This window comes from Streptomyces sp. NPDC020742, assembly GCF_040641675.1.
In the GTDB taxonomy this organism is placed as follows: domain Bacteria; phylum Actinomycetota; class Actinomycetes; order Streptomycetales; family Streptomycetaceae; genus Streptomyces.
The window spans coordinates 14,767-32,563 of record NZ_JBFAEA010000044.1 but is presented as its reverse complement, the minus strand read 5'-3'; the positions used below and the strand labels follow the sequence as shown (position 1 = coordinate 32,563).

The following is a 17,797-nucleotide window of genomic DNA, read 5'->3' as shown; positions in this document are numbered from 1 at the left end:
GTGTGGACGTAAAGCGAAGCAGTCCACACACCAGACCCCTCCGGCCCGTCACCGCACCCAACAGCCCCGCGCAGCGGCACCGCCCGCCGCAGGCGAAACGACGACAAACCCCCACGGCGGGACAGCCGACAACGTACGGGCCCGCCGGCCGCGCAAGGCCACGGCCGCCCCAAAGCCACCCGGGGAGAACGAATAGACTTCCCTCCCGTGGATACGACGCTCCAAGACCCACTCGTGGGCCAGCTGCTCGACGGCCGCTATCGCGTCCAGACCCGTATCGCGGCCGGCGGTATGGCCACGGTCTACCGGGCCGTGGACACCCGGCTCGACCGTGTGCTCGCGCTGAAGGTGATGCACCCCAGCCTCGCCGCGGACGGGGCGTTCGTGGACCGGTTCATCCGGGAGGCCAAGTCCGTCGCGCGGCTGGCGCACCCGAATGTGGTGGGCGTCTTCGACCAGGGCATGGACGGGACGTACGTCTACCTGGCGATGGAGTACGTCGCCGGCTGCACGCTGCGCGATGTGCTGCGTGAGCGGGGCGCCCTGCAGCCGCGGGCCGCACTGGACATCCTGGAGCCGATCCTGGCCGCCCTGGGGGCCGCGCACCGGGCCGGTCTGGTGCACCGCGACATGAAGCCCGAGAACGTGCTGATCGGCGACGACGGCCGGGTGAAGGTCGCCGACTTCGGGCTGGTCCGGGCGGTGGACACCAACACCACCTCCTCGACCGGCTCCGTCCTGGGCACCGTCTCCTACCTCGCTCCCGAGCAGCTGGAGCACGGCACCGCCGACGCCCGCGTCGATGTCTACGCCTGCGGTGTGGTGCTGTACGAGATGCTGACCGGCAGCAAGCCGCACACCGGCGACTCGGTGGCTCAGGTCCTCTACCAGCACCTGCACGAGGACGTACGGGCACCGTCCGGGCTGGTGCCCGGGCTGGCGCCGCAGCTGGACGGGCTGGTCGCGCTGGCCTGTGCCCGCGAGCCGCAGCTGCGGCCGCCGGACGCGGTGGCGCTGCTGTCACGGGCGCAGGAGGCCCGAGCGGAGCTGACCGACGAGCAGCTGGACGTCGTACCGCCGCAGGCCAACGAGGTGTCCACGGCCGGCCCCGGTGCGGGCGGCGACCCGGAGGCCACGGACGTGATACCCCGGACCACGGCGGGGGCGGACGGGGCGGAGCTGAACCGCACCAGCCGGCTGGAGGTCCCGCCGACCGAGCAGACGACCCGGCTGCGACCGGTCCCGGCGGCCGAGGCGCCCACCGGGGGGCTGCTGCAGCGGCGCCGGCTGGCGACCATCGTCGCGGCGGTGCTGCTGGTCCTCGGTGTCGGCGCGGGCGTCTGGTACATCAACTCCGGCCAGTTCACCAAGGTGCCGGCGGTGCTGGACATGCCGCAGGCCAAGGCGGTCAAGACGCTGCGGGACGAGGGGCTGGACGTCAAGATCGCCCGGGGCTTCAGCTCCAATGTGGAGCGGGGCCGCGTCATGAAGACCGACCCGGCGACCGGCGCCCGGATCCGCGGTACGGTCACGGTCACCGTCACCGTCTCGCGCGGCCCGAACATCGTCGCCGTCCCCGACCTGTCCGGAACGCCGGTCGCGGACGCCAAGCGCCGGCTGCGCGACCTCGGTCTGATCCCGGGCACCGAGACCCGGCAGTTCAGCGATGAGGTGGCCAAGGGTTCGGTGATCGGTACCGACCCGGCGGCGGGCAGCAAGCGGCGGCCCGACACGGCGGTGGGGCTGACCATCAGCCGGGGCTCCCCGACCGATGTGCCCGGTGTGATCGGCAGCGACCGGGCGGACGCCGAGTCCACGCTGCGTGCGGCGGGCTTCCAGGTGCGCATCGCGCCGGAGCCGGTGTTCTCGCCGGAGGACAAGGGCACCGTGGCCCGGCAGACACCGGGTGAGGGCGGCAAGCTGGGCAAGGGCGAGACGGTCACCCTGGCGCTCTCCAAGGGCCCGCAGATGGTCACCGTCCCGGACGTCACCGGGAAGAAGACCGCGGAGGCGAAGAAGGAGCTGACCGCGGCCGGCTTCCAGGTCGAGGTGAAGAAGCCGTGGTTCTTCCCCGAGGACGAGGTGGACTCGCAGTCCGTGAAGGGCGGCGAGAAGGCGCCCAAGGGCGGCACGATCACCATCGAGCTCAAGGGCGGGCTGTAGCCCCGGTGCCGGGTGCCGCACGCGGTGCGGCACCTGGCACCCTGGGTGCGTGAGCACCTCTTCCTCCCCTCAGGGCGCCGAGCGGCGCGCCCGTGACCGCAACCCGGTGGGCGGCCATGTGCCGGTGGCCGGCGGTCTGGCGAAGACCGGAATTCCGTACGCGCAGGAGATGGGCGACGAGGTCGTCCAGGTCTTCGTGGCCAATCCGCGCGGCTGGGCGACGCTGCCCGGCAATCCGGAGCAGGACGAGGCGTTCCGCGCGGCCTGTGCGCGCCAGGGGATCCCGGCGTACGTGCATGCGCCGTACCTGATCAACTTCGGCTCGCACACCGAGGCGACGGTCGACCGGTCGGTGGCCTCGCTGCGGCATTCGCTGCGCCGGGGCCGGGAGATCGGGGCGCTCGGGGTGGTGGTGCACACCGGATCGGCGACCGGGGGGCGCCCCCGCGAGGTGGCGATGGCGCAGGTCAAGGAGCGGATGCGGCCGTTGTTGGAGGAGCTGACGCACCCCGATGACCCGTGGCTGCTGCTGGAGCCGACCGCCGGGCAGGGCGCGTCGCTGTGCGCCAAGGCGGAGGACCTCGGGCCGTACTTCGACGCCCTGGACCGGCACCCGAAGCTGGGCGTCTGCCTGGACACCTGCCACGCGTTCGCGGCCGGGCACGACATGGCGGCGCCAGGCGGGGTGAAGGCGCTGCTGGACGAGCTGGTGGAGGTCACCGGCGAGGGCCGGCTGAAGCTGATCCACGCCAATGACTCCAAGGACGTGGCCGGCGCCCACAAGGACCGGCACGAGAACATCGGCGCGGGCCACATCGGGGCGGAGCCGTTCGCGGAGCTGTTCGGTCATCCGGCGACGGCCGGGGTGCCGCTGGTCGTGGAGACGCCGGGCGGCAAGGAAGGCCATGCCGCGGACGTGGCGCGGCTGAAGGAGCTGCGGCTGCGCTAGGGCGTTTCCTTGGGGTCCTCTCCTTGGGGTCCTCGTGGGCCCTGGCGTTGCGGCCCCGGTGTACCCGTCAGAGCTCGGGGCCCTCGCCGGGCTCCTCCTGGTAGGAGTAGCGCTGCTCGCGCCAGGGGTCGCCGAGGTTGTGGTAGCCGCGCTCCTCCCAGAAACCGCGGCGGTCGGCCCGCATGTACTCGATGCCGCGGACCCACTTGGGGCCCTTCCAGGCGTAGAGGTGGGGCACGATCAGGCGGACCGGGAAGCCGTGCTCGGCGGTGAGCAGTTCGCCGGAGCGGTGGGTGGCGAAGAGGCACTGCTCATCGGCGAAGTCCTCCAGCCGGAGGTTCGAGCTGAAGCCGTACTCGGCCCACACCATCACATGGGTGACGTCGGGTGCGGGGGGTGCGAGGTCGAGGACGGTCTTGGTCAGCACCCCGCCCCATTCGGCTCCGAGCATGCTGAATTTCGTCACACAGTGCATATCGGCGGTGACGGTGGCGTACGGCAGTGCCGTGAATTCCTCGTGTGACCAGCAGTGCTTGTCACCGTCCACGGTGGCGCCGAAGGCCCGGAACTCCCAGCGCTCGGCGCGGAACTTCGGCACCGGCCCGTAGTGCGTCACCGGCCAGCCCCGCTGCAGCCGCTGCCCCGGGGGCAGCTGAGGATGCTCCCCTTCGCGGCTTTCCGGCTGACCCATGTCCTCCATGTTGTCAGACCGGAAGGGGTGCCGATGACCAGGGAAGGGAGAGATTGGGGCAACTCGTACTAAGCATGCACTTACTGGACGCCCCTTCCCGGCGGTGCGAGGATGCGCGGCACCTGCCCAGTTCTCGCGTGGAAGGAGCCCGCTGCCATGCAGGGCGACCCCGAGGTCATCGAATTCCTCAACGAGCAGCTAACCGCCGAGCTGACCGCGATCAACCAGTACTTCCTGCACGCCAAGATGCAGGAGAACTTCGGCTGGACCAAGCTCGCGAAGTACACCCGCGCCGAGTCCTTCGACGAGATGAAGCACGCGGAGGTCCTGACCGACCGGATCCTCTTCCTGGACGGCCTGCCCAACTACCAGCGGCTCTTCCACGTACGGGTGGGCCAGACCGTCACCGAGATGTTCCAGGCGGACCGGCAGATCGAGGTCGAGGCGATCGACCGGCTCAAGCGCGGTATCGAGCTGATGCGCAACAAGGGCGACATCACCTCGGCGAACATCTTCGAGGACATCCTCGCGGACGAGGAGCAGCACATCGACTACCTCGACACCCAGCTGGAGCTGGTCGAGAAGCTCGGGGAGGCGCTCTACATCGCCCAGGTGATCGAGCAGCCGAGCTGACCGGGCGCCATGGCGGCAGCCGGCCGGACGGCCCTGGGGACTACGCGGCCTCCGAGAGCGCCGCAGGCGCCGCGGCGCCCACCCCCGCGACCGGCTGCGACCCCGCCCGGTCCTCCTGCGCCAGCGGGTCGGCGGTGCCGTCGTCGATGAGCTCCCGACGGGGGCACGAGCCGCGGCCGAGCAGGGCCTGGATCCGGCGGACGCAGTTGCCGCAGTCGGTGCCGGCCTTGCAGGCGGAGGCGATCTGGCGGGGCGTGCAGGCACCGCTCTCCGCGTGCCGGCGGACCTGCTGCTCGGTGATGCCGAAGCAAGAGCAGACGTACACGCAGTTCACCTCGCGGGGGCGGCTCGGGGAGGACTCGTCGACCGGTCCAGCCGATCTTGAGTGAGGTAACCCTTACCTTACCTGGCCCGGTGCGGGGTTCACAACGCCGAGGGGCTCCGCACAGCGCAGTGGGGCGCGGATCACAAGGATCCGCGCCCCACTCAGGTCCCGTCCGGGGTCACTGGTCGCGGTACATCTCCGCCACCAGGAACGCCAGGTCCAGCGACTGGCTGCGGTTGAGCCGCGGGTCGCAGGCGGTCTCGTAGCGCTGGTGCAGGTCGTCGACGAAGATCTCGTCGCCGCCGCCCACGCACTCGGTGACGTCGTCGCCGGTCAGCTCGACGTGGATGCCACCGGGGTGGGTGCCCAGGCCCTTGTGGACCTCGAAGAAGCCCTTGACCTCGTCCAGCACGTCGTCGAAGCGCCGGGTCTTGTGACCGGAGGCCGCCTCGAAGGTGTTGCCGTGCATCGGGTCGCAGATCCAGGCGACCTGCGCACCGGAGGCGGTGACCTTCTCGACCAGCTCGGGGAGCTTGTCGCGGACCTTGTCCGCTCCCATCCGGGTGATGAAGGTCAGCCGGCCCGGCTCCCGCTGCGGGTCGAGCCGCTCGATGAGCGTGAGCGCGTCCTCGGGCGTGGTGGTCGGGCCGAGCTTGACGCCGATCGGGTTGCGGATCCGCGCGGCGAACTCGATGTGCGCACCGTCCAGCTGCCGGGTGCGCTCGCCGATCCAGACCATGTGGCCGGAGACGTCGTAGAGGTTGCCGGTGCGCGAGTCGGTGCGGGTCAGCGCCGACTCGTAGTCCAGGATCAGCGCCTCGTGCGAGGAGAAGAACTCCACCGTCTTGAACTCCTCCGGGTCCACCCCGCAGGCGTTCATGAAGTTCAGCGCACGGTCGATCTCGCGGGCCAGCGCCTCGTAGCGCTGCCCGGAGGGCGAGGACTTCACGAAGTCCTGGTTCCAGGCGTGCACCTGGCGCAGGTCGGCGTAGCCGCCGGTGGTGAAGGCCCGGACGAGGTTCAGCGTCGCGGCGGAGGCGTGGTACATCCGCTTCAGGCGCTCGGGGTCCGGGATGCGGGCGGCCTCGGTGAACTCGAAGCCGTTGACGGAGTCGCCGCGGTAGGTCGGCAGCGTCACCCCGTCACGGGTCTCGGTGGGCTTGGAGCGCGGCTTGCTGTACTGGCCGGCGATCCGGCCGACCTTGACGACCGGGACCGACCCGGCATACGTCAGTACGGCGCCCATCTGCAGCAGCGTCTTGAGCTTGTTGCGGATGTGCTCGGCGGAGACGGCGTCGAAGGCCTCCGCGCAGTCGCCGCCCTGAAGCAGGAACGCCTCACCACGGGCGACCGCTCCCAGGCGCTCGCGCAGCTGGTCGCACTCGCCCGCGAAGACGAGCGGCGGATAGGACTCGAGCTCCGCGATCACATCGCGCAGAGCCTCTTGGTCCGGCCAGTCAGGCTGCTGCGCCGCGGGCAGGTCTCGCCAGGTGTTGCCACCGGCGTGGATTTCAGCGTTCACGGTCACAGGGCCAACATTACGGGGTCCGGTGGGCCTGTCCGCCCGCCATCCGGACTGTGAGACGCGCGGCTCGGCACCCGGACGGGTCCGGTAGGGTGCCCCTCATGTGCACGCGACCGGCTCTGAACAGCAACTGGTGGTGGACCGCTCATCCGGCGGCCCACTGATTCGCGCACACCACAGACTTCGCGAAGGCCGCCCGAGGGGCGGCCTTCGGCGTTTCCGGCGGCTGTGCCCCCTTCCCCGGCCCTCCCGGCCCACCGGCTCTCCCGGCCCACCTGGAAGGAACCCGCCATGCACCACGAGCCCCCCGCCGCCCCCCGTACCGACGCCGCTTCGCTCATCCGGCGGCTGCTCAACCCCGCCGCGCCGCCGTTCGCCCTGCTGCGCCGCCGCGGCCCCGGACGGGAGGCGGCCGACACCGTGGAGGTGCTGATCGGCGAGGTCACCGAGGTCGAGCAGCTGGCCGACATCCCGCTGGGGGACGGCGCGCCCGGCGCGTCGGTGACCGACGCGCTGGCGCTGATCCCGTTCCGGCAGATCCGCGAGCGCGGCTTCCGGGCGCACGACGACGGCACCCCACTGGCCGTGCTGCGGCCCCGGGAGACCTACGAGCTGCCGCTGGCGGAGGTGCTGGCGGCGCTGCCGGTGCACGAGGTGGCGGTCGTGGGCGGCGGCTTCGACGTGAGCGACGAGGCGTACGCGGAGATCGTCGAGAGGGTGGTGCGGGAGGAGATCGGGACCGGCGAGGGCGCGAACTTCGTCATCCGGCGGACCTTCGAGGGCACCATCGAGGACTTCTCGGCGGCCGACGCGCTGGCGCTGTTCCGGCGGCTGCTGGCCGGGGAGCGGGGCGCGTACTGGACGTTCATGGTGCACCGGCCCGGCGTGCGCACGCTGGTCGGGGCCAGCCCCGAGGTGCACGTCCGGATGACCGGCGAGCGGGCCGGGTCCGACGCGCTCCCGGCCGAGGGCAGTGACGGGCGGCCGGTGGGCGGCACCGTCGTGATGAACCCGATCAGCGGCACCTACCGCTACCCGGACGGCGGCCCCACCGTCGAGAGCCTGCTGGCCTTCCTCGGCGACCGCAAGGAGGTCGAGGAGCTCTCGATGGTGGTGGACGAGGAGCTGAAGATGATGTGCACCGTCGGCGACCGGGGCGGGGTGGTGATCGGGCCCCGGCTCAAGGAGATGGCACACCTCGCACACACCGAGTACGAGCTTCGCGGCCGGTCCACCCTCGATGTGCGCGAGGTGCTCAAGGAGACCATGTTCGCGGCGACGGTCACCGGCTCACCGGTGCAGAACGCCTGCCGGGTGATCGAGCGGCACGAGCCGGTGGGCCAGGACGGCCGGGGGCGCGGCTACTACGCGGGCGCACTGGCGCTGATCGGCCGGGACGCCAGGGGTGCGCAGACCCTGGACTCGCCGATCCTGATCCGTACCACCGATATCGCAGCGGACGGGCGGCTGCGGGTGCCGGTCGGCGCCACGCTGGTGCGCGCCTCGGACCCGCAGGGGGAGGTCGCCGAGACACACGCCAAGGCGGCGGGCGTGCTGACCGCGCTGGGGGTGCGGCAGGCGCCGGCCCGCCCCGCGGACGGGGCCGCGCCGCCGCGGCTGGCGGACGACCCACGGGTGCGGGCCGCGCTCGATGCCCGGCGCGCCGACCTGGCACCGTTCTGGCTGCGGATGCAGACCACCGCGCCGACCGCCGAGCTGAGCGGGCACGCCCTGGTGATCGACGCCGAGGACACCTTCACCGCGATGCTGGCGCACCTGCTGCGCACCTCGGGGCTGACGGTAACGGTGCGGCGCTTCGACGAGCCGGAGCTGCGGGAGGCGGCCCTGACCCACCCCGGGCCGGTGGTGCTGGGCCCGGGTCCGGGCGATCCGACGGACGCCGCCGACCCCAAGATGCGCCTGCTGCGGTCGCTGACCGCGGAGCTGGTGCGCACCCACCGCCACGGGCTGCTGGGGGTGTGCCTGGGGCACGAACTCCTCGCCGCGGAGCTGGGGTTGGAGATCGTCCGCAAGGAGGTGCCGTTCCAGGGCGCCCAGGAGCGGATCGATTTCTTCGGGCGCCCGGAGACAGTGGGCTTCTACAACACCTTCACGGCCCGCTGCGACGACCGCACCGAGGCCGAACTCGCCATGCACCGCGTGGAGTTGAGCCGGGACGCGGGGACCGGTGAGGTGCATGCGCTGCGCGGTCCGGGGTTCGCGGGGGTGCAGTTCCACCCGGAGTCGGTGCTGACCCTGGACGGGGCGGCGGTCACCGCGCAGCTGCTGGCAGCTGTCCTCGTGTGACCAGCATGTTCTCGTTGGTGCGGTGGGCGAGGTAGTCCTCGACGTTGGCCACGGTGGCGTCGACGATCTGGCCCACCGCGTCCTCGGTGAAGTACGCCTGGTGGGAGGTGACCAGGACGTTGCCGAAGGTCATCAGGCGGGCGAGGGTGTCGTCGTCGATGACGTCCAGGGACTTGTCGCGGTAGAAGAAGGCGGCCTCCTCCTCGTAGACGTCCAGGCCGACGCCGGTGAGCCGGCCGGCCTTGAGGGTCCTGACGAGGGCGGCGGTGTCGACCAGTCCGCCGCGGCTGGAGTTGACCAGGATGGCGTCGTCCCGCATCGCGGCCAGTGCGGCGTCGTCGATCAGGTGCCGGGTCTCCGGCACCAGCGGGAGGTGGAGGGTGATCAGGTCGGCCTCGGCGAACAGCCGCTCCCGGGCGACGTACTTCATGCCCAGCTCCAGGCAGCGCGGGTTCTCGGCGATGTCCCAGCCCAGCAGGTTCATCCCGAAGCCATGGGCGATCCGGGTGAACGCCTCGCCGATCTTGCCGGTGCCGAGCACCCCCGCGGTACGGCCGCGCAGATCGCGCCCCATCAGGCCGTCCAGCCGGAAGTCGAAGTTGCGGGTGCGGGCGGCGGCCCGGACGATCCGCCGGTCGACGGCGAGGGCGAGGCCCCAGGCGAACTCCGCGACCGCGTAGGGCGAGTAGTGGGAGACCCGGCCGACGCTCATTCCGAGGTCGGCCGCGGCCTCCAGGTCGATGTTGTTGAAGCCCGTGGCGCGCTGGGCGATCATCTTCGTCCCGCCGGCAGCGAGAACCTGCAGGACCTCGGCGCCGAGGTCGGCGTTGACGCTGGAGCTGACGATCTCGTAGCCGTGCGCGATGGGGGCGGTGTCGTGGTTGAGGAAGACGTCCAGGCTGCGGACCTGGTGGTGCCCGGCGAAGGCCCGCTCCAGGTACGGCCGCTCATCCGCGAGCACCCCGAAGGCGACGATCTCCACGAACTCTCCCGGTTCATCCGCCGGCTTGCGTGTCTGCGCCGATGAGCGGCTCCGCGGTGCGCGAGGGCCGTCAGCGGCGCATATCCAGCATGTGGCACCTTTGCCGCAGATGCCGCGTACGGCGAATATACGGCGCATCGCCCGGCGGTGCCGCCCGGGAGCGGCGGGGAGGGCCGGCGACAGCGGCCGGGTCAGCCGAAGAACACCCCGGCCTCGGCGTAGAGCGCCGGGTCGACGGTCTTCAGCTGGGCGGTGGCCTCCGCGATCGGCACCCGGACGATGTCCGTGCCGCGCAGCGCGACCATGGTGCCGAAGGCGCCGTCGCGCACCGCGTCGATGGCGTGCAGCCCGAAGCGGGTGGCCAGCCAGCGGTCGAAGGCGCTGGGCGTGCCGCCGCGCTGGGTGTGGCCGAGCACCGTGGTGCGGGCCTCCTTGCCGGTGCGCGCCTCGATCTCCTTGGCCAGCCACTCCCCCACGCCGGAGAGCCGGACGTGCCCGAAGGAGTCCTTGGAGTCGTCCTTGAGGACCATCTGGCCGTCCTTGGGCATGGCGCCCTCGGCGACCACCACGATGGGGGCGTAGCGCACCCGGAAGCGGGACTCGATCCACCGGCAGACCTGGTCGATGTCGAAGCGCTGCTCGGGGATGAGGATGACGTTGGCGCCGCCGGCCAGGCCCGAGTGCAGCGCGATCCAGCCGGCGTGCCGGCCCATCACCTCGACGACCAGGACCCGCATGTGCGATTCGGCGGTGGTGTGCAGCCGGTCGATGGCCTCGGTGGCGACGCCGACGGCGGTGTCGAAGCCGAAGGTGTAGTCGGTGGCCGACAGGTCGTTGTCGATGGTCTTGGGGACGCCGACGCAGGGCACCGCGTGCTCGGCGGAGAGCCGGGCCGCGACGCCGAGGGTGTCCTCGCCGCCGATCGCGATCAGCGCCTCGACCTCCTCCTTGGCCAGGGTCTCCTTGATCCGGCGGACGCCGCCGTCCTGCTGGAAGGGGTTGGTCCGGGAGGAGCCGAGGATGGTGCCGCCCCGGGGCAGGATGCCGCGTACCGCGGAGATGTCGAGCGGCACCGTGTGGCCCTCCAGCGGTCCCCGCCAGCCGTCCCGGAAGCCGACGACGTCATATCCGTACTCCTGGGTGCCCTTGCGGACGATGCCCCTGATCACCGCGTTCAGACCCGGGCAGTCGCCGCCGCCGGTCAGTACTCCGACCCGCATCGCTGCATCACCTACATCCCGTCAGTGGCCGCAAACGGCCGTGGTCGATCGGACGCCGGTCACGCTAATGGTGATCTGGGTCACTTCGGGATGCGGTGAACGGGCGATTCCTCGATTTCACCGGGGAGTTGGTGCGCGGTGTTCACCCGTACGAGCGGGCGCCTGCCGGGCCGGGCGGCCCCGGCCCGGTGAGCGGGGCGGCCCCGCCGGTGGACGGAGCGGCCCCGGTCCGGTGGAGAGAGCGGCGGTCAGGCCTCGTCGAGGCCGCGCTCTATCGCATAGCGCACCAGCTCGACGCGGTTGTGCAACTGGAGCTTGCCGAGGGTGTTTTGGACGTGGTTCTGCACCGTGCGGTGCGAGATGACCAGCCGCTCGGCGATCTGCTTGTACGAGAGGCCCTTGGCGACCAGCCGCAGCACCTCGGTCTCGCGCTCGGTCAGCTGCGGGGCGCCCGGCTCGTCCGGGGTCGCGGGGGTGGGCTCGGTGGCCAGCCGGCGGTACTCGCCGAGCACCAGACCGGCCAGGCCGGGCGTGAACACCGCGTCGCCGGCGGCCGTGCGGCGCACCGCGTCCAGCAGCTCCTGGGTGCTCGCCGACTTCAGCAGGTAGCCGGTGGCACCGGACTTGACCGCCTCCAGGACGTCGGCGTGCTCCCCACTGGCGGACAGCACCAGCACCCGCAACGCCGGGTTGGCGCCGACGAGTTCCTTGCACACCCGCACCCCGGGCAGGCCGGGGAGGTTGAGGTCCAGGACCAGCACGTCGGGCGAGGCGGCCTGCGCCCGGCGCACCGCCTGGAGGCCGTCGCCGGCGGTGGCCACCACCTCGAACCCGGCCTCCGACAGATCCCGCGCGACCGCATCGCGCCACATCGGGTGGTCGTCGACCACCATGACCTTCAGACCCGTCCGCTCGCTCACGCGCGTTCCTTCCCCCGTCTTCCGCCCTTGGGCACCGCGCCCTTGGGGACCGTCAACTCCACTTCCGTGCCCTGGCCCGGGACCGAGACCCACGCCGCGCTGCCGCCCAGCTCCCGCAGCCGACCGCGGATGGACAGGGCCACCCCCAGCCGGCCCTCGCGCTCGGCGTCCGCGAGCCGGCCCTCGGGGATGCCGGGGCCGTCGTCGCGGACCGTCACGATCACCGCGTGCGGTTCGTCCTCCACCAGGATCCACGCCTGGGCGGCGGCCCCCGCGTGGACCCGTACGTTGTCCAACGCGGCACTGACGGCGGCCGCCAGCTCCGCCGCCGCCGCGGCCGGCAACTCCACTGGGGCGCCCGGCTCGGAGAAGGTGACACCGGCACCGGCGAACGGCGCCAGCAGCGCCCGGACGTCGCAGGCTCCGCCGCCGTCCGGGCCCGGGGCGCCCGCCACGGGGGCCACCGCCCGGCCCGCCGGGTGCCCGCCGTCCGGCGGGGCCGCCGAGGCGTACGCAGCCGCCCCTACGGCCGGCCGTACCAGTCCGCCGGCGACCAGGGTCCGCAGCGCGACCTCCTGCTCGCCCGCCATCCGGCCCAGCTCCGCCGCCTCCCCGCCGATCGCGGCGCCGCGCCGCTGCACCATCGCCAGGACCTGCAGCACGCTGTCGTGGATGTCGCGGGCCAGCCGCTCCCGCTCGCGGGTGGCGGCCTCGATCTGCAGGGCGCGGGCGAGGGTGCGCTCACTGGCGCGCGCCACCTCGACGACGTAGCCGATGGCGACGCTGGCCACCCACACCAGCACCACGTTGCGGATGGTGTCGCGGGCCGGCTCTCCGCGCTCCACCAGGTTGGCGACCGCCACCACGCTGGAGGCCGCCGCCGCCCACCGCCAGCCGCCCTTGATCGCGAAGCCCAGTACGGCGCCCGCCGTCCAGATGGAGGGCAGCGTCGGCGCCCCGTCCATGATGCGGGCCTGGCTCTCGACCAGCACCGTCAACAGGATGCCGCCGACCGCGATGCCGAGGTCGGCGATGAGGAAGCCCCGGGTGCAGCGCTCCGGGGAGCTCGTCCGGCGCCAGGTCAGCACCATCCAGCCGGTGAGCGCGGCCAGGTACGCGGCGGCGCCCAGCGGATGCTCGTACTTGCGGTACGAGAGCGCGAACACGCACAGGGTGTAGAGCAGGGTGAGGATGCGGTAGCCCGTGATCGCCCGCCACAGCGGGAGCTCCACGGACATCCGCAGCACCTTCGGGGGGCGCTTGCCGTGGCGCCGTGCGGTCATGGCGCCGCTCGCCACCGTCCCCGTCTCCGCATCCGTCATCGGGCCCCACCCCTCGCCGGGCGCACCCGCGCCCGGCCTCGCCCCGTCGTCGCCCCTGCCTATTCGGCGGTGGCCCTCTTGGCCTGCTCCGCCTCGGCCTTCTTCTTCGCCTCCGCGGCCTTCGCCGCGTCCGCGATCTGCCGCTTGGCCGCCGTCGCGTAGATGTCGACGTACTCCTGGCCGGACAGCTTCATGATCTCGTACATGACCTGGTCGGTGACCGACCGCAGGATGAAGCGGTCGCCCTCCATGCCGTGGTACCGGCTGAAGTCCAGCGGCTTGCCGATGCGGATGCCCGGCCGGATCATCTTGGGCACGATCTTCCCTGGCGGCTGCACCTTCTCGGTGTCGATCATCGCCACGGGGATGACCGGGGCGCCGGTGGCCAGCGCCACCCGGGCCAGGCCGCCCGGCTTGCCGCGGTAGAGCCGGCCGTCCGGGGAGCGGGTGCCCTCCGGGTAGATGCCGAACAGCTCACCGCGCTCCAGCACCTCGATACCGCTCTTGATCGCCGCCTCGCCCGCGCCCCGGGCTCCCGAGCGGTCGACCGGGAGCTGGCCCACGCCCTTGAAGAACGCGGCGGTCAACCGGCCCTTGACGCCCGGCGAGGTGAAGTACTCGGCCTTCGCGATGAAGGTGACCTTCCGGTCGAGCACCGCGGGCAGGAAGAAGGAGTCCGAGAAGGACAGGTGGTTGCTCGCGAGGATCGCCGGCCCCTCGGCCGGAACGTTCTCGATGCCCTCCACCCACGGCCGGAAGGCAAGCTTCAGCGACCCGCCGATGGAAAACTTCATTGCGCCGTAGATCAACCGACTGCCTCCTGTGTGTGACGCAAAGACCTTAACCTGCCCCGGTAACGCGCTCGCCCCGAGACGGGCCATCACGGGCGTCCGGCGGTCGGCGCCCGCCCGCGCCGCGGCCGCTCGCACCGCCCGCGGCGCCGGACCTACCCGCCCGCCGTCACTTTGCGTACCCTGGGGTAACTCGCCAGGTCCCCTCATCGATCGGAGTCCCCCGGTGCCGCTCCTTCCCGGAGCCGAGCCGTTCCGCCGCGACGGCGGAGAGGTCGGCGTCCTTGTCTGCCACGGCTTCACCGGCTCCCCCCAGTCCGTACGCCCCTGGGCCGAGTATCTGGCCGACCGGGGACTGACCGTCGCCCTCCCGCTGCTGCCCGGCCACGGCACCCGCTGGCAGGACATGCAGATCACTACCTGGCAGGACTGGTACGCCGAGGTCGACCGCGAACTGCGCGCCCTGACCGAGCGGTGCGCCAAGGTCTTCGTGTGCGGGCTGTCGATGGGCGGCGCACTGGCGCTGCGGCTGGCCGCCAAGCACGGCGACGCGATCAGCGGGGTGGCGGTGGTCAATCCGGCCAACAAGCTCCATGACGCGGCCGCGCCGCTGCTCCCGGTACTGCGCCACCTCGTGCGCACCACCAAGGGGGTGGCCAGCGATATCGCCCTGCCCGGTGCCGAGGAGGTCGGCTACGACCGGGTGCCGCTGCACGCCGCGTACTCGCTGCGCCGGCTCCTCCAGCAGGTCGACTCCGAACTCCCGGTCGTCACCCAGCCGTTGCTGGTGATGACCAGCCCGCAGGACCATGTGGTACGGCCGACGGACTCCGAGCGGATCCTGTCCCGGGTCTCCTCGACCGACGTCCGGCAGACGCTGCTGGAGCGCAGCTACCACGTCGCGACGCTGGACCACGACGCCGAGCAGATCTTCCGGGACACCTTCGCCTTCGTCTCCCGGCTGGCTCCCCAGGTGGCGGACGCGGCACACGAGGGGACGGCGGCCAGTGGCGGAGCGTAGCCCCCGCGACCCCCGGGACCCGCTGGACGAAGAGGCCGCCTGGGCGGAGATCGTCGCGGGCTACGGCGAGCAGCCGGCGTTCCCGGACGGCGCCGAGGGGACGGCGGCGCCCGCCGCCGAGGACGGCGCGCAGGACGACACGAAGGACGGTACGAAGGACGGCGCGCAGGACGGTGCGGACGAGGCACCGGCGAAGGGCACCGACCGGCCCGCGACGCCGGGCAGCTTCGTGGTGTTCGCCCCGGGCGTCGGACCGCGAGACTGGAAGGCCTCCGAGCCCTCCGACAACGACCTCGACGCGTCCGACGAGGGCCACTTCACCCCGCCCGAGCCACCGCCGCTCCCACAGGCCGACGTCACCACCAAGTTCGCCTGGCTCGCGGTGCTCGGTGGGCCGCTGCTGCTGGTGGCGATGGTGCTCTTCCAGCAGCCGGTGACGTGGTGGATCACCGTCCTGGGCATCGGCGGCTTCCTGGGCGGCTTCGCCACGCTCGTCGCCCGGATGAAGAACGACGACGAGGACGACGACCACCTTCCGGGCGGCGGGGCGGTGGTGTGAACCGCCGCGGCCCTGCCTAGAGCGGCACCCGCAGGGTCGCCAGCACCGGCAGGTGGTCGGAGGCGGCCAGCAGATCGGCCGCCCGCACGCCCGGCAGGCCGTGCGGCACCCCGCAGCCCAGCACCTCGACGCCGTCGGTGGTGAAGACGGCGTCGATCCGCTGCCGGGGGTCGTGGGGCGTGGAGGTGTACTCCCCGCCCGACGGCGCGGCCGACCAGCCGTCGGTGAGGGCGCCGGCCACCCGCCGGAAGCTCCGGCCCTCGGGGCGGTCGTTGAGGTCGCCCCCGACCACCGCGTACCGCACGCCCAGCGCCTCGACCTGCTTCAGCAGCAGCCCGACCTGCTCGTACCGCTCCCGGTCGGCGAGGCTGAGGTGGCAGCTGACGACGCCGAGCCGGGCCCGGCCGAAGCGGACCACGGCGGTCGCGAGGCCGCGCTGGTGCAGCCCGGGAGTGCGGGGCAGCAGGATGTCCTCGGTGCGCTCCACATGGGCGCGCAGGGTGGAGAGGATCATGGGGCCCGCGGTCGTGCCGCCGCCGGTGACGTACACCAGGCCGGCCGAGCGGGCGAGCCGTTCGGCGGCCTTGCGCCAGCGGAAGAACCGCGGCGCCTCCTGGATCAGCACGAGATCGGGCGCGCAGGCCTGGATGACCCTGGCCAGCGCCGCCCGGTCGTCGCGCATCGAGCGGATGTTGTAGCTGAGCACACGGACGACCACGGAGCCGCTGCGCGGCGCTCCGCCCGCGCTCGTTCCACCGGCCCGGGCAGCAGCGCCCTCGGCGGTGCCGGACTCCGGGGGTCCGGGGTGCTCAGCCACCGTCCCGTCAGCCCTGGCGCGCCAGGTCGGCGGCGCCGACCAGTCCGGCCTTGCCACCGAGCTGAGCGGCGAGCACCTGGGCGTGCGGCCGGTACTGGTTGCCGACCAGCCAGCGCCGGAAGGACTTGCGGATCGGTTCCAGGACCAGCTCGCCCTCGTCCGAGACGCCGCCGCCGACGATGAAGGCCGACGGGTCGAAGAGCGAGGCGAGGTCGGCCAGGCCCGCGCCGGCCCAGCGGGCCAGCTCGCGGAAGGAGTCGATGGCGACCGGGTCGCCCCGGCGGGCGGCCTGGCTGATGTGCTGCCCCTCGATGCCCTCGGAGGTGCCGTCGCCCAGCGACAGCAGGACCTCGGCGTTCTCGGGGGTGGCGAAGGCCCGCTGCTTGGCGTAGCGCAGCAGGGCGCGGCCGGAGGCGTACTGCTCCCAGCAGCCCTGGCTGCCGCAGCCGCACATCAGGCCGTCCGGCACGACCCGGATGTGGCCGAACTCGGCGGCGACGCCGAAGCGTCCGCGGCGCAGCTTGTTGCCGATGATGATGCCGCCGCCCAGGCCCGTGCCCAGGGTGATGCAGATGACGTCGCTGTGGCCCTGGCCGGCGCCGAACCGGTACTCGCCCCAGGCCGCGGCGTTGGCGTCGTTCTCGACGACGACGGGCAGGCCGACGCGCTGCTCGACCTTGTCCTTGAGCGGTTCGTGGCGCCAGTCGATGTTCGGGGCGAAGAGGACGGTGGCCCGCTTCTCGTCGACGTAGCCGGCCGCGCCGATGCCGACGGCCTCCACATGATGGCCGGCCCCGACCGTACGGACGGCGTCCGCGATGGCCTCGGTCAGCGCATCGGTGGCGTGTGGGGTCGGCACCTTGCACGTTTCAAGGATCGAGCCCTCTTCGTCGACCACGCCGGCCGCGATCTTCGTGCCGCCGATGTCGACGCCGATGGTGAGTCCCATGTGTCCCTCAGTTTTTCGCTCGAACCCCGCCAGGACCCACCGTACCGGAGCTGGGGTCAGTCGAGATCGATCCGCTCGGTGCCGGTGGGGCCCTCGTCGTCGCGGGGATCGTCGTCGCGGCGGGCGGCGGGCCGCTCGCCCGGTTCGTCGCGGGTCCAGCGGCGCTCGCTGCCCTCGACGGCGGAGCGGTAGGCGGCGAGCAGCTCGGAGCCCGCAGCGGCGAGGTGGTCGAAGATGTCCGGGTTGCGCTCGATGACCGGCTCGACGGCGGCCCTGGCCTGCTTGAAGAGCTGGTTGACGGCGCCCTGTGCGGCCATCCCGCCGAGCGCGCCCGGCAGCTGGATGCCGGCGAGCTTGTCCGTCACCGCCTCGGCGAGCCTGCGCAGCTCCTCCGCCGCGGTCCCCGGCTGCGGGCCGTGCTCCTCCCGGCGGCGGGCCTTCTCCGCCGCGAGGTCCTCGGCGCAGGCGGTCTCCCACGCGTCGGCGTCGGGCTCGTCCCGGTGGTCGGTGGGGCGCTCGGTGGCATCACTCATGGTGAACTCCGTGGACTGCTGCGGCGAGGCGGTACGGCGTGCAGTGACGGGGCGGGCCCGCCGGGACACGGCGCATCGGGGCGGGCACGC

The 17,797-nt window shown here is 72.5% G+C and carries 17 protein-coding genes; 6 read left to right on the top strand and 11 right to left on the bottom strand.

Going from position 1 to position 17,797, the window contains the following annotated elements; genetic code table 11:
* Positions 1-207: 207 nt before the first annotated feature.
* Together pknB and AB0G84_RS35430 are read left to right on the top strand one after the other, a co-directional pair.
* Positions 208-2,163, top strand: a complete 1,956-nt coding sequence (gene pknB / locus AB0G84_RS35435) for a Stk1 family PASTA domain-containing Ser/Thr kinase (protein ID WP_361330560.1) — start codon at positions 208-210, stop codon at positions 2,161-2,163.
* Positions 2,164-2,212: 49 nt separating this feature from the next.
* Positions 2,213-3,112 (top strand): deoxyribonuclease IV, encoded by a 900-nt coding sequence (locus AB0G84_RS35430; protein ID WP_361330557.1) that lies wholly within the window; start codon positions 2,213-2,215, stop codon positions 3,110-3,112.
* Positions 3,113-3,179: 67 nt separating this feature from the next.
* On the opposite strand, the gene AB0G84_RS35425 is transcribed toward AB0G84_RS35430, so the two are convergent.
* Entirely contained in the window at positions 3,180-3,812 is a 633-nt protein-coding gene (locus AB0G84_RS35425) for a sulfite oxidase-like oxidoreductase (RefSeq protein WP_361330554.1), read from the bottom strand.
* Positions 3,813-3,959: 147 nt separating this feature from the next.
* On the opposite strand from AB0G84_RS35425, the gene bfr reads away from it, so the two are divergent.
* Positions 3,960-4,436, top strand: a complete 477-nt coding sequence (gene bfr, locus AB0G84_RS35420) for a bacterioferritin (RefSeq protein WP_361330551.1) — start codon at positions 3,960-3,962, stop codon at positions 4,434-4,436.
* A gap of 40 nt (positions 4,437-4,476) precedes the next feature.
* Here bfr and AB0G84_RS35415 read toward each other — a convergent pair whose 3' ends face one another.
* Positions 4,477-4,761 carry a (2Fe-2S)-binding protein gene (locus tag AB0G84_RS35415; protein WP_361330548.1) on the bottom strand — a complete coding sequence of 95 codons (285 nt, stop codon included), beginning with the start codon at positions 4,759-4,761 and terminating at the stop codon, positions 4,477-4,479.
* A 178-nt stretch (positions 4,762-4,939) separates the two neighbouring features.
* Positions 4,940-6,289, bottom strand: a complete 1,350-nt coding sequence (locus AB0G84_RS35410) for a class II 3-deoxy-7-phosphoheptulonate synthase (protein ID WP_361330545.1) — start codon at positions 6,287-6,289, stop codon at positions 4,940-4,942.
* A gap of 288 nt (positions 6,290-6,577) precedes the next feature.
* Here AB0G84_RS35410 and AB0G84_RS35405 point away from each other — a divergent pair, with 288 nt between their 5' ends.
* The gene (locus AB0G84_RS35405) at positions 6,578-8,593 is read left to right on the top strand and encodes an anthranilate synthase family protein (RefSeq protein ID WP_361330542.1); all 2,016 of its coding nucleotides are present in this window, start codon (positions 6,578-6,580) and stop codon (positions 8,591-8,593) included.
* Here AB0G84_RS35405 and AB0G84_RS35400 read toward each other — a convergent pair.
* From AB0G84_RS35400 to AB0G84_RS35380, 5 genes are all read right to left on the bottom strand, one after another.
* Entirely contained in the window at positions 8,559-9,575 is a 1,017-nt protein-coding gene (locus tag AB0G84_RS35400; protein ID WP_361330539.1) for a 2-hydroxyacid dehydrogenase, read from the bottom strand. The two genes, AB0G84_RS35405 and AB0G84_RS35400, sit on opposite strands and share 35 nt — an antisense overlap.
* Positions 9,576-9,766: 191 nt before the next feature.
* Positions 9,767-10,795, bottom strand: a complete 1,029-nt coding sequence (locus AB0G84_RS35395) for a 6-phosphofructokinase (RefSeq protein WP_361330536.1) — start codon at positions 10,793-10,795, stop codon at positions 9,767-9,769.
* A 248-nt stretch (positions 10,796-11,043) separates the two neighbouring features.
* Positions 11,044-11,715 carry a response regulator transcription factor gene (locus tag AB0G84_RS35390; RefSeq protein ID WP_361330533.1) on the bottom strand — a complete coding sequence of 224 codons (672 nt, stop codon included), beginning with the start codon at positions 11,713-11,715 and terminating at the stop codon, positions 11,044-11,046.
* A complete protein-coding gene (locus tag AB0G84_RS35385; RefSeq protein WP_361330569.1) occupies positions 11,712-12,953 on the bottom strand; it encodes a DUF5931 domain-containing protein in 1,242 nt (413 codons plus the stop codon). Before AB0G84_RS35385 ends, AB0G84_RS35390 begins: the two co-directional genes overlap by 4 nt.
* Before the next feature lie 143 nt (positions 12,954-13,096).
* A complete protein-coding gene (locus AB0G84_RS35380) occupies positions 13,097-13,831 on the bottom strand; it encodes a lysophospholipid acyltransferase family protein (protein WP_361330530.1) in 735 nt (244 codons plus the stop codon).
* A gap of 223 nt (positions 13,832-14,054) precedes the next feature.
* Here AB0G84_RS35380 and AB0G84_RS35375 point away from each other — a divergent pair, with 223 nt between their 5' ends.
* Both AB0G84_RS35375 and AB0G84_RS35370 read left to right on the top strand, forming a co-directional pair.
* On the top strand, positions 14,055-14,849 hold the full coding sequence (locus tag AB0G84_RS35375) for an alpha/beta fold hydrolase (RefSeq protein WP_361330527.1): 795 nt from the start codon (positions 14,055-14,057) through the stop codon (positions 14,847-14,849).
* The gene (locus AB0G84_RS35370; protein ID WP_361330524.1) at positions 14,836-15,408 is read left to right on the top strand and encodes a hypothetical protein; all 573 of its coding nucleotides are present in this window, start codon (positions 14,836-14,838) and stop codon (positions 15,406-15,408) included. Before AB0G84_RS35375 ends, AB0G84_RS35370 begins: the two co-directional genes overlap by 14 nt.
* A gap of 16 nt (positions 15,409-15,424) precedes the next feature.
* On the opposite strand, the gene AB0G84_RS35365 is transcribed toward AB0G84_RS35370, so the two are convergent.
* The 3 genes from AB0G84_RS35365 to AB0G84_RS35355 all read right to left on the bottom strand — a co-directional run bounded on the left by AB0G84_RS35365 (position 15,425) and on the right by AB0G84_RS35355 (position 17,707).
* Positions 15,425-16,126 carry an endonuclease/exonuclease/phosphatase family protein gene (locus tag AB0G84_RS35365; RefSeq protein WP_361330566.1) on the bottom strand — a complete coding sequence of 234 codons (702 nt, stop codon included), beginning with the start codon at positions 16,124-16,126 and terminating at the stop codon, positions 15,425-15,427.
* 106 nt (positions 16,127-16,232) lie between these two features.
* On the bottom strand, positions 16,233-17,174 hold the full coding sequence (locus AB0G84_RS35360) for an ROK family glucokinase (RefSeq protein ID WP_361330521.1): 942 nt from the start codon (positions 17,172-17,174) through the stop codon (positions 16,233-16,235).
* Between the two features lie 56 nt (positions 17,175-17,230).
* On the bottom strand, positions 17,231-17,707 hold the full coding sequence (locus tag AB0G84_RS35355; RefSeq protein ID WP_361330518.1) for a DUF5304 domain-containing protein: 477 nt from the start codon (positions 17,705-17,707) through the stop codon (positions 17,231-17,233).
* Positions 17,708-17,797: the final 90 nt, after the last annotated feature.

Coding starts and splice junctions, on each gene's coding strand:
- AB0G84_RS35360 (WP_361330521.1), bottom strand. CDS start 17,174: ATGGGACTCACCATCGGCGTCGACATCGGCGGCACGAAGATCGCGGCC.
- AB0G84_RS35425 (WP_361330554.1), bottom strand. CDS start 3,812: ATGGAGGACATGGGTCAGCCGGAAAGCCGCGAAGGGGAGCATCCTCAG.
- AB0G84_RS35395 (WP_361330536.1), bottom strand. CDS start 10,795: ATGCGGGTCGGAGTACTGACCGGCGGCGGCGACTGCCCGGGTCTGAAC.
- AB0G84_RS35405 (WP_361330542.1), top strand. CDS start 6,578: ATGCACCACGAGCCCCCCGCCGCCCCCCGTACCGACGCCGCTTCGCTC.
- AB0G84_RS35385 (WP_361330569.1), bottom strand. CDS start 12,953: ATGTCCGTGGAGCTCCCGCTGTGGCGGGCGATCACGGGCTACCGCATC.
- AB0G84_RS35380 (WP_361330530.1), bottom strand. CDS start 13,831: ATGAAGTTTTCCATCGGCGGGTCGCTGAAGCTTGCCTTCCGGCCGTGG.
- bfr (WP_361330551.1), top strand. CDS start 3,960: ATGCAGGGCGACCCCGAGGTCATCGAATTCCTCAACGAGCAGCTAACC.
- AB0G84_RS35355 (WP_361330518.1), bottom strand. CDS start 17,707: ATGAGTGATGCCACCGAGCGCCCCACCGACCACCGGGACGAGCCCGAC.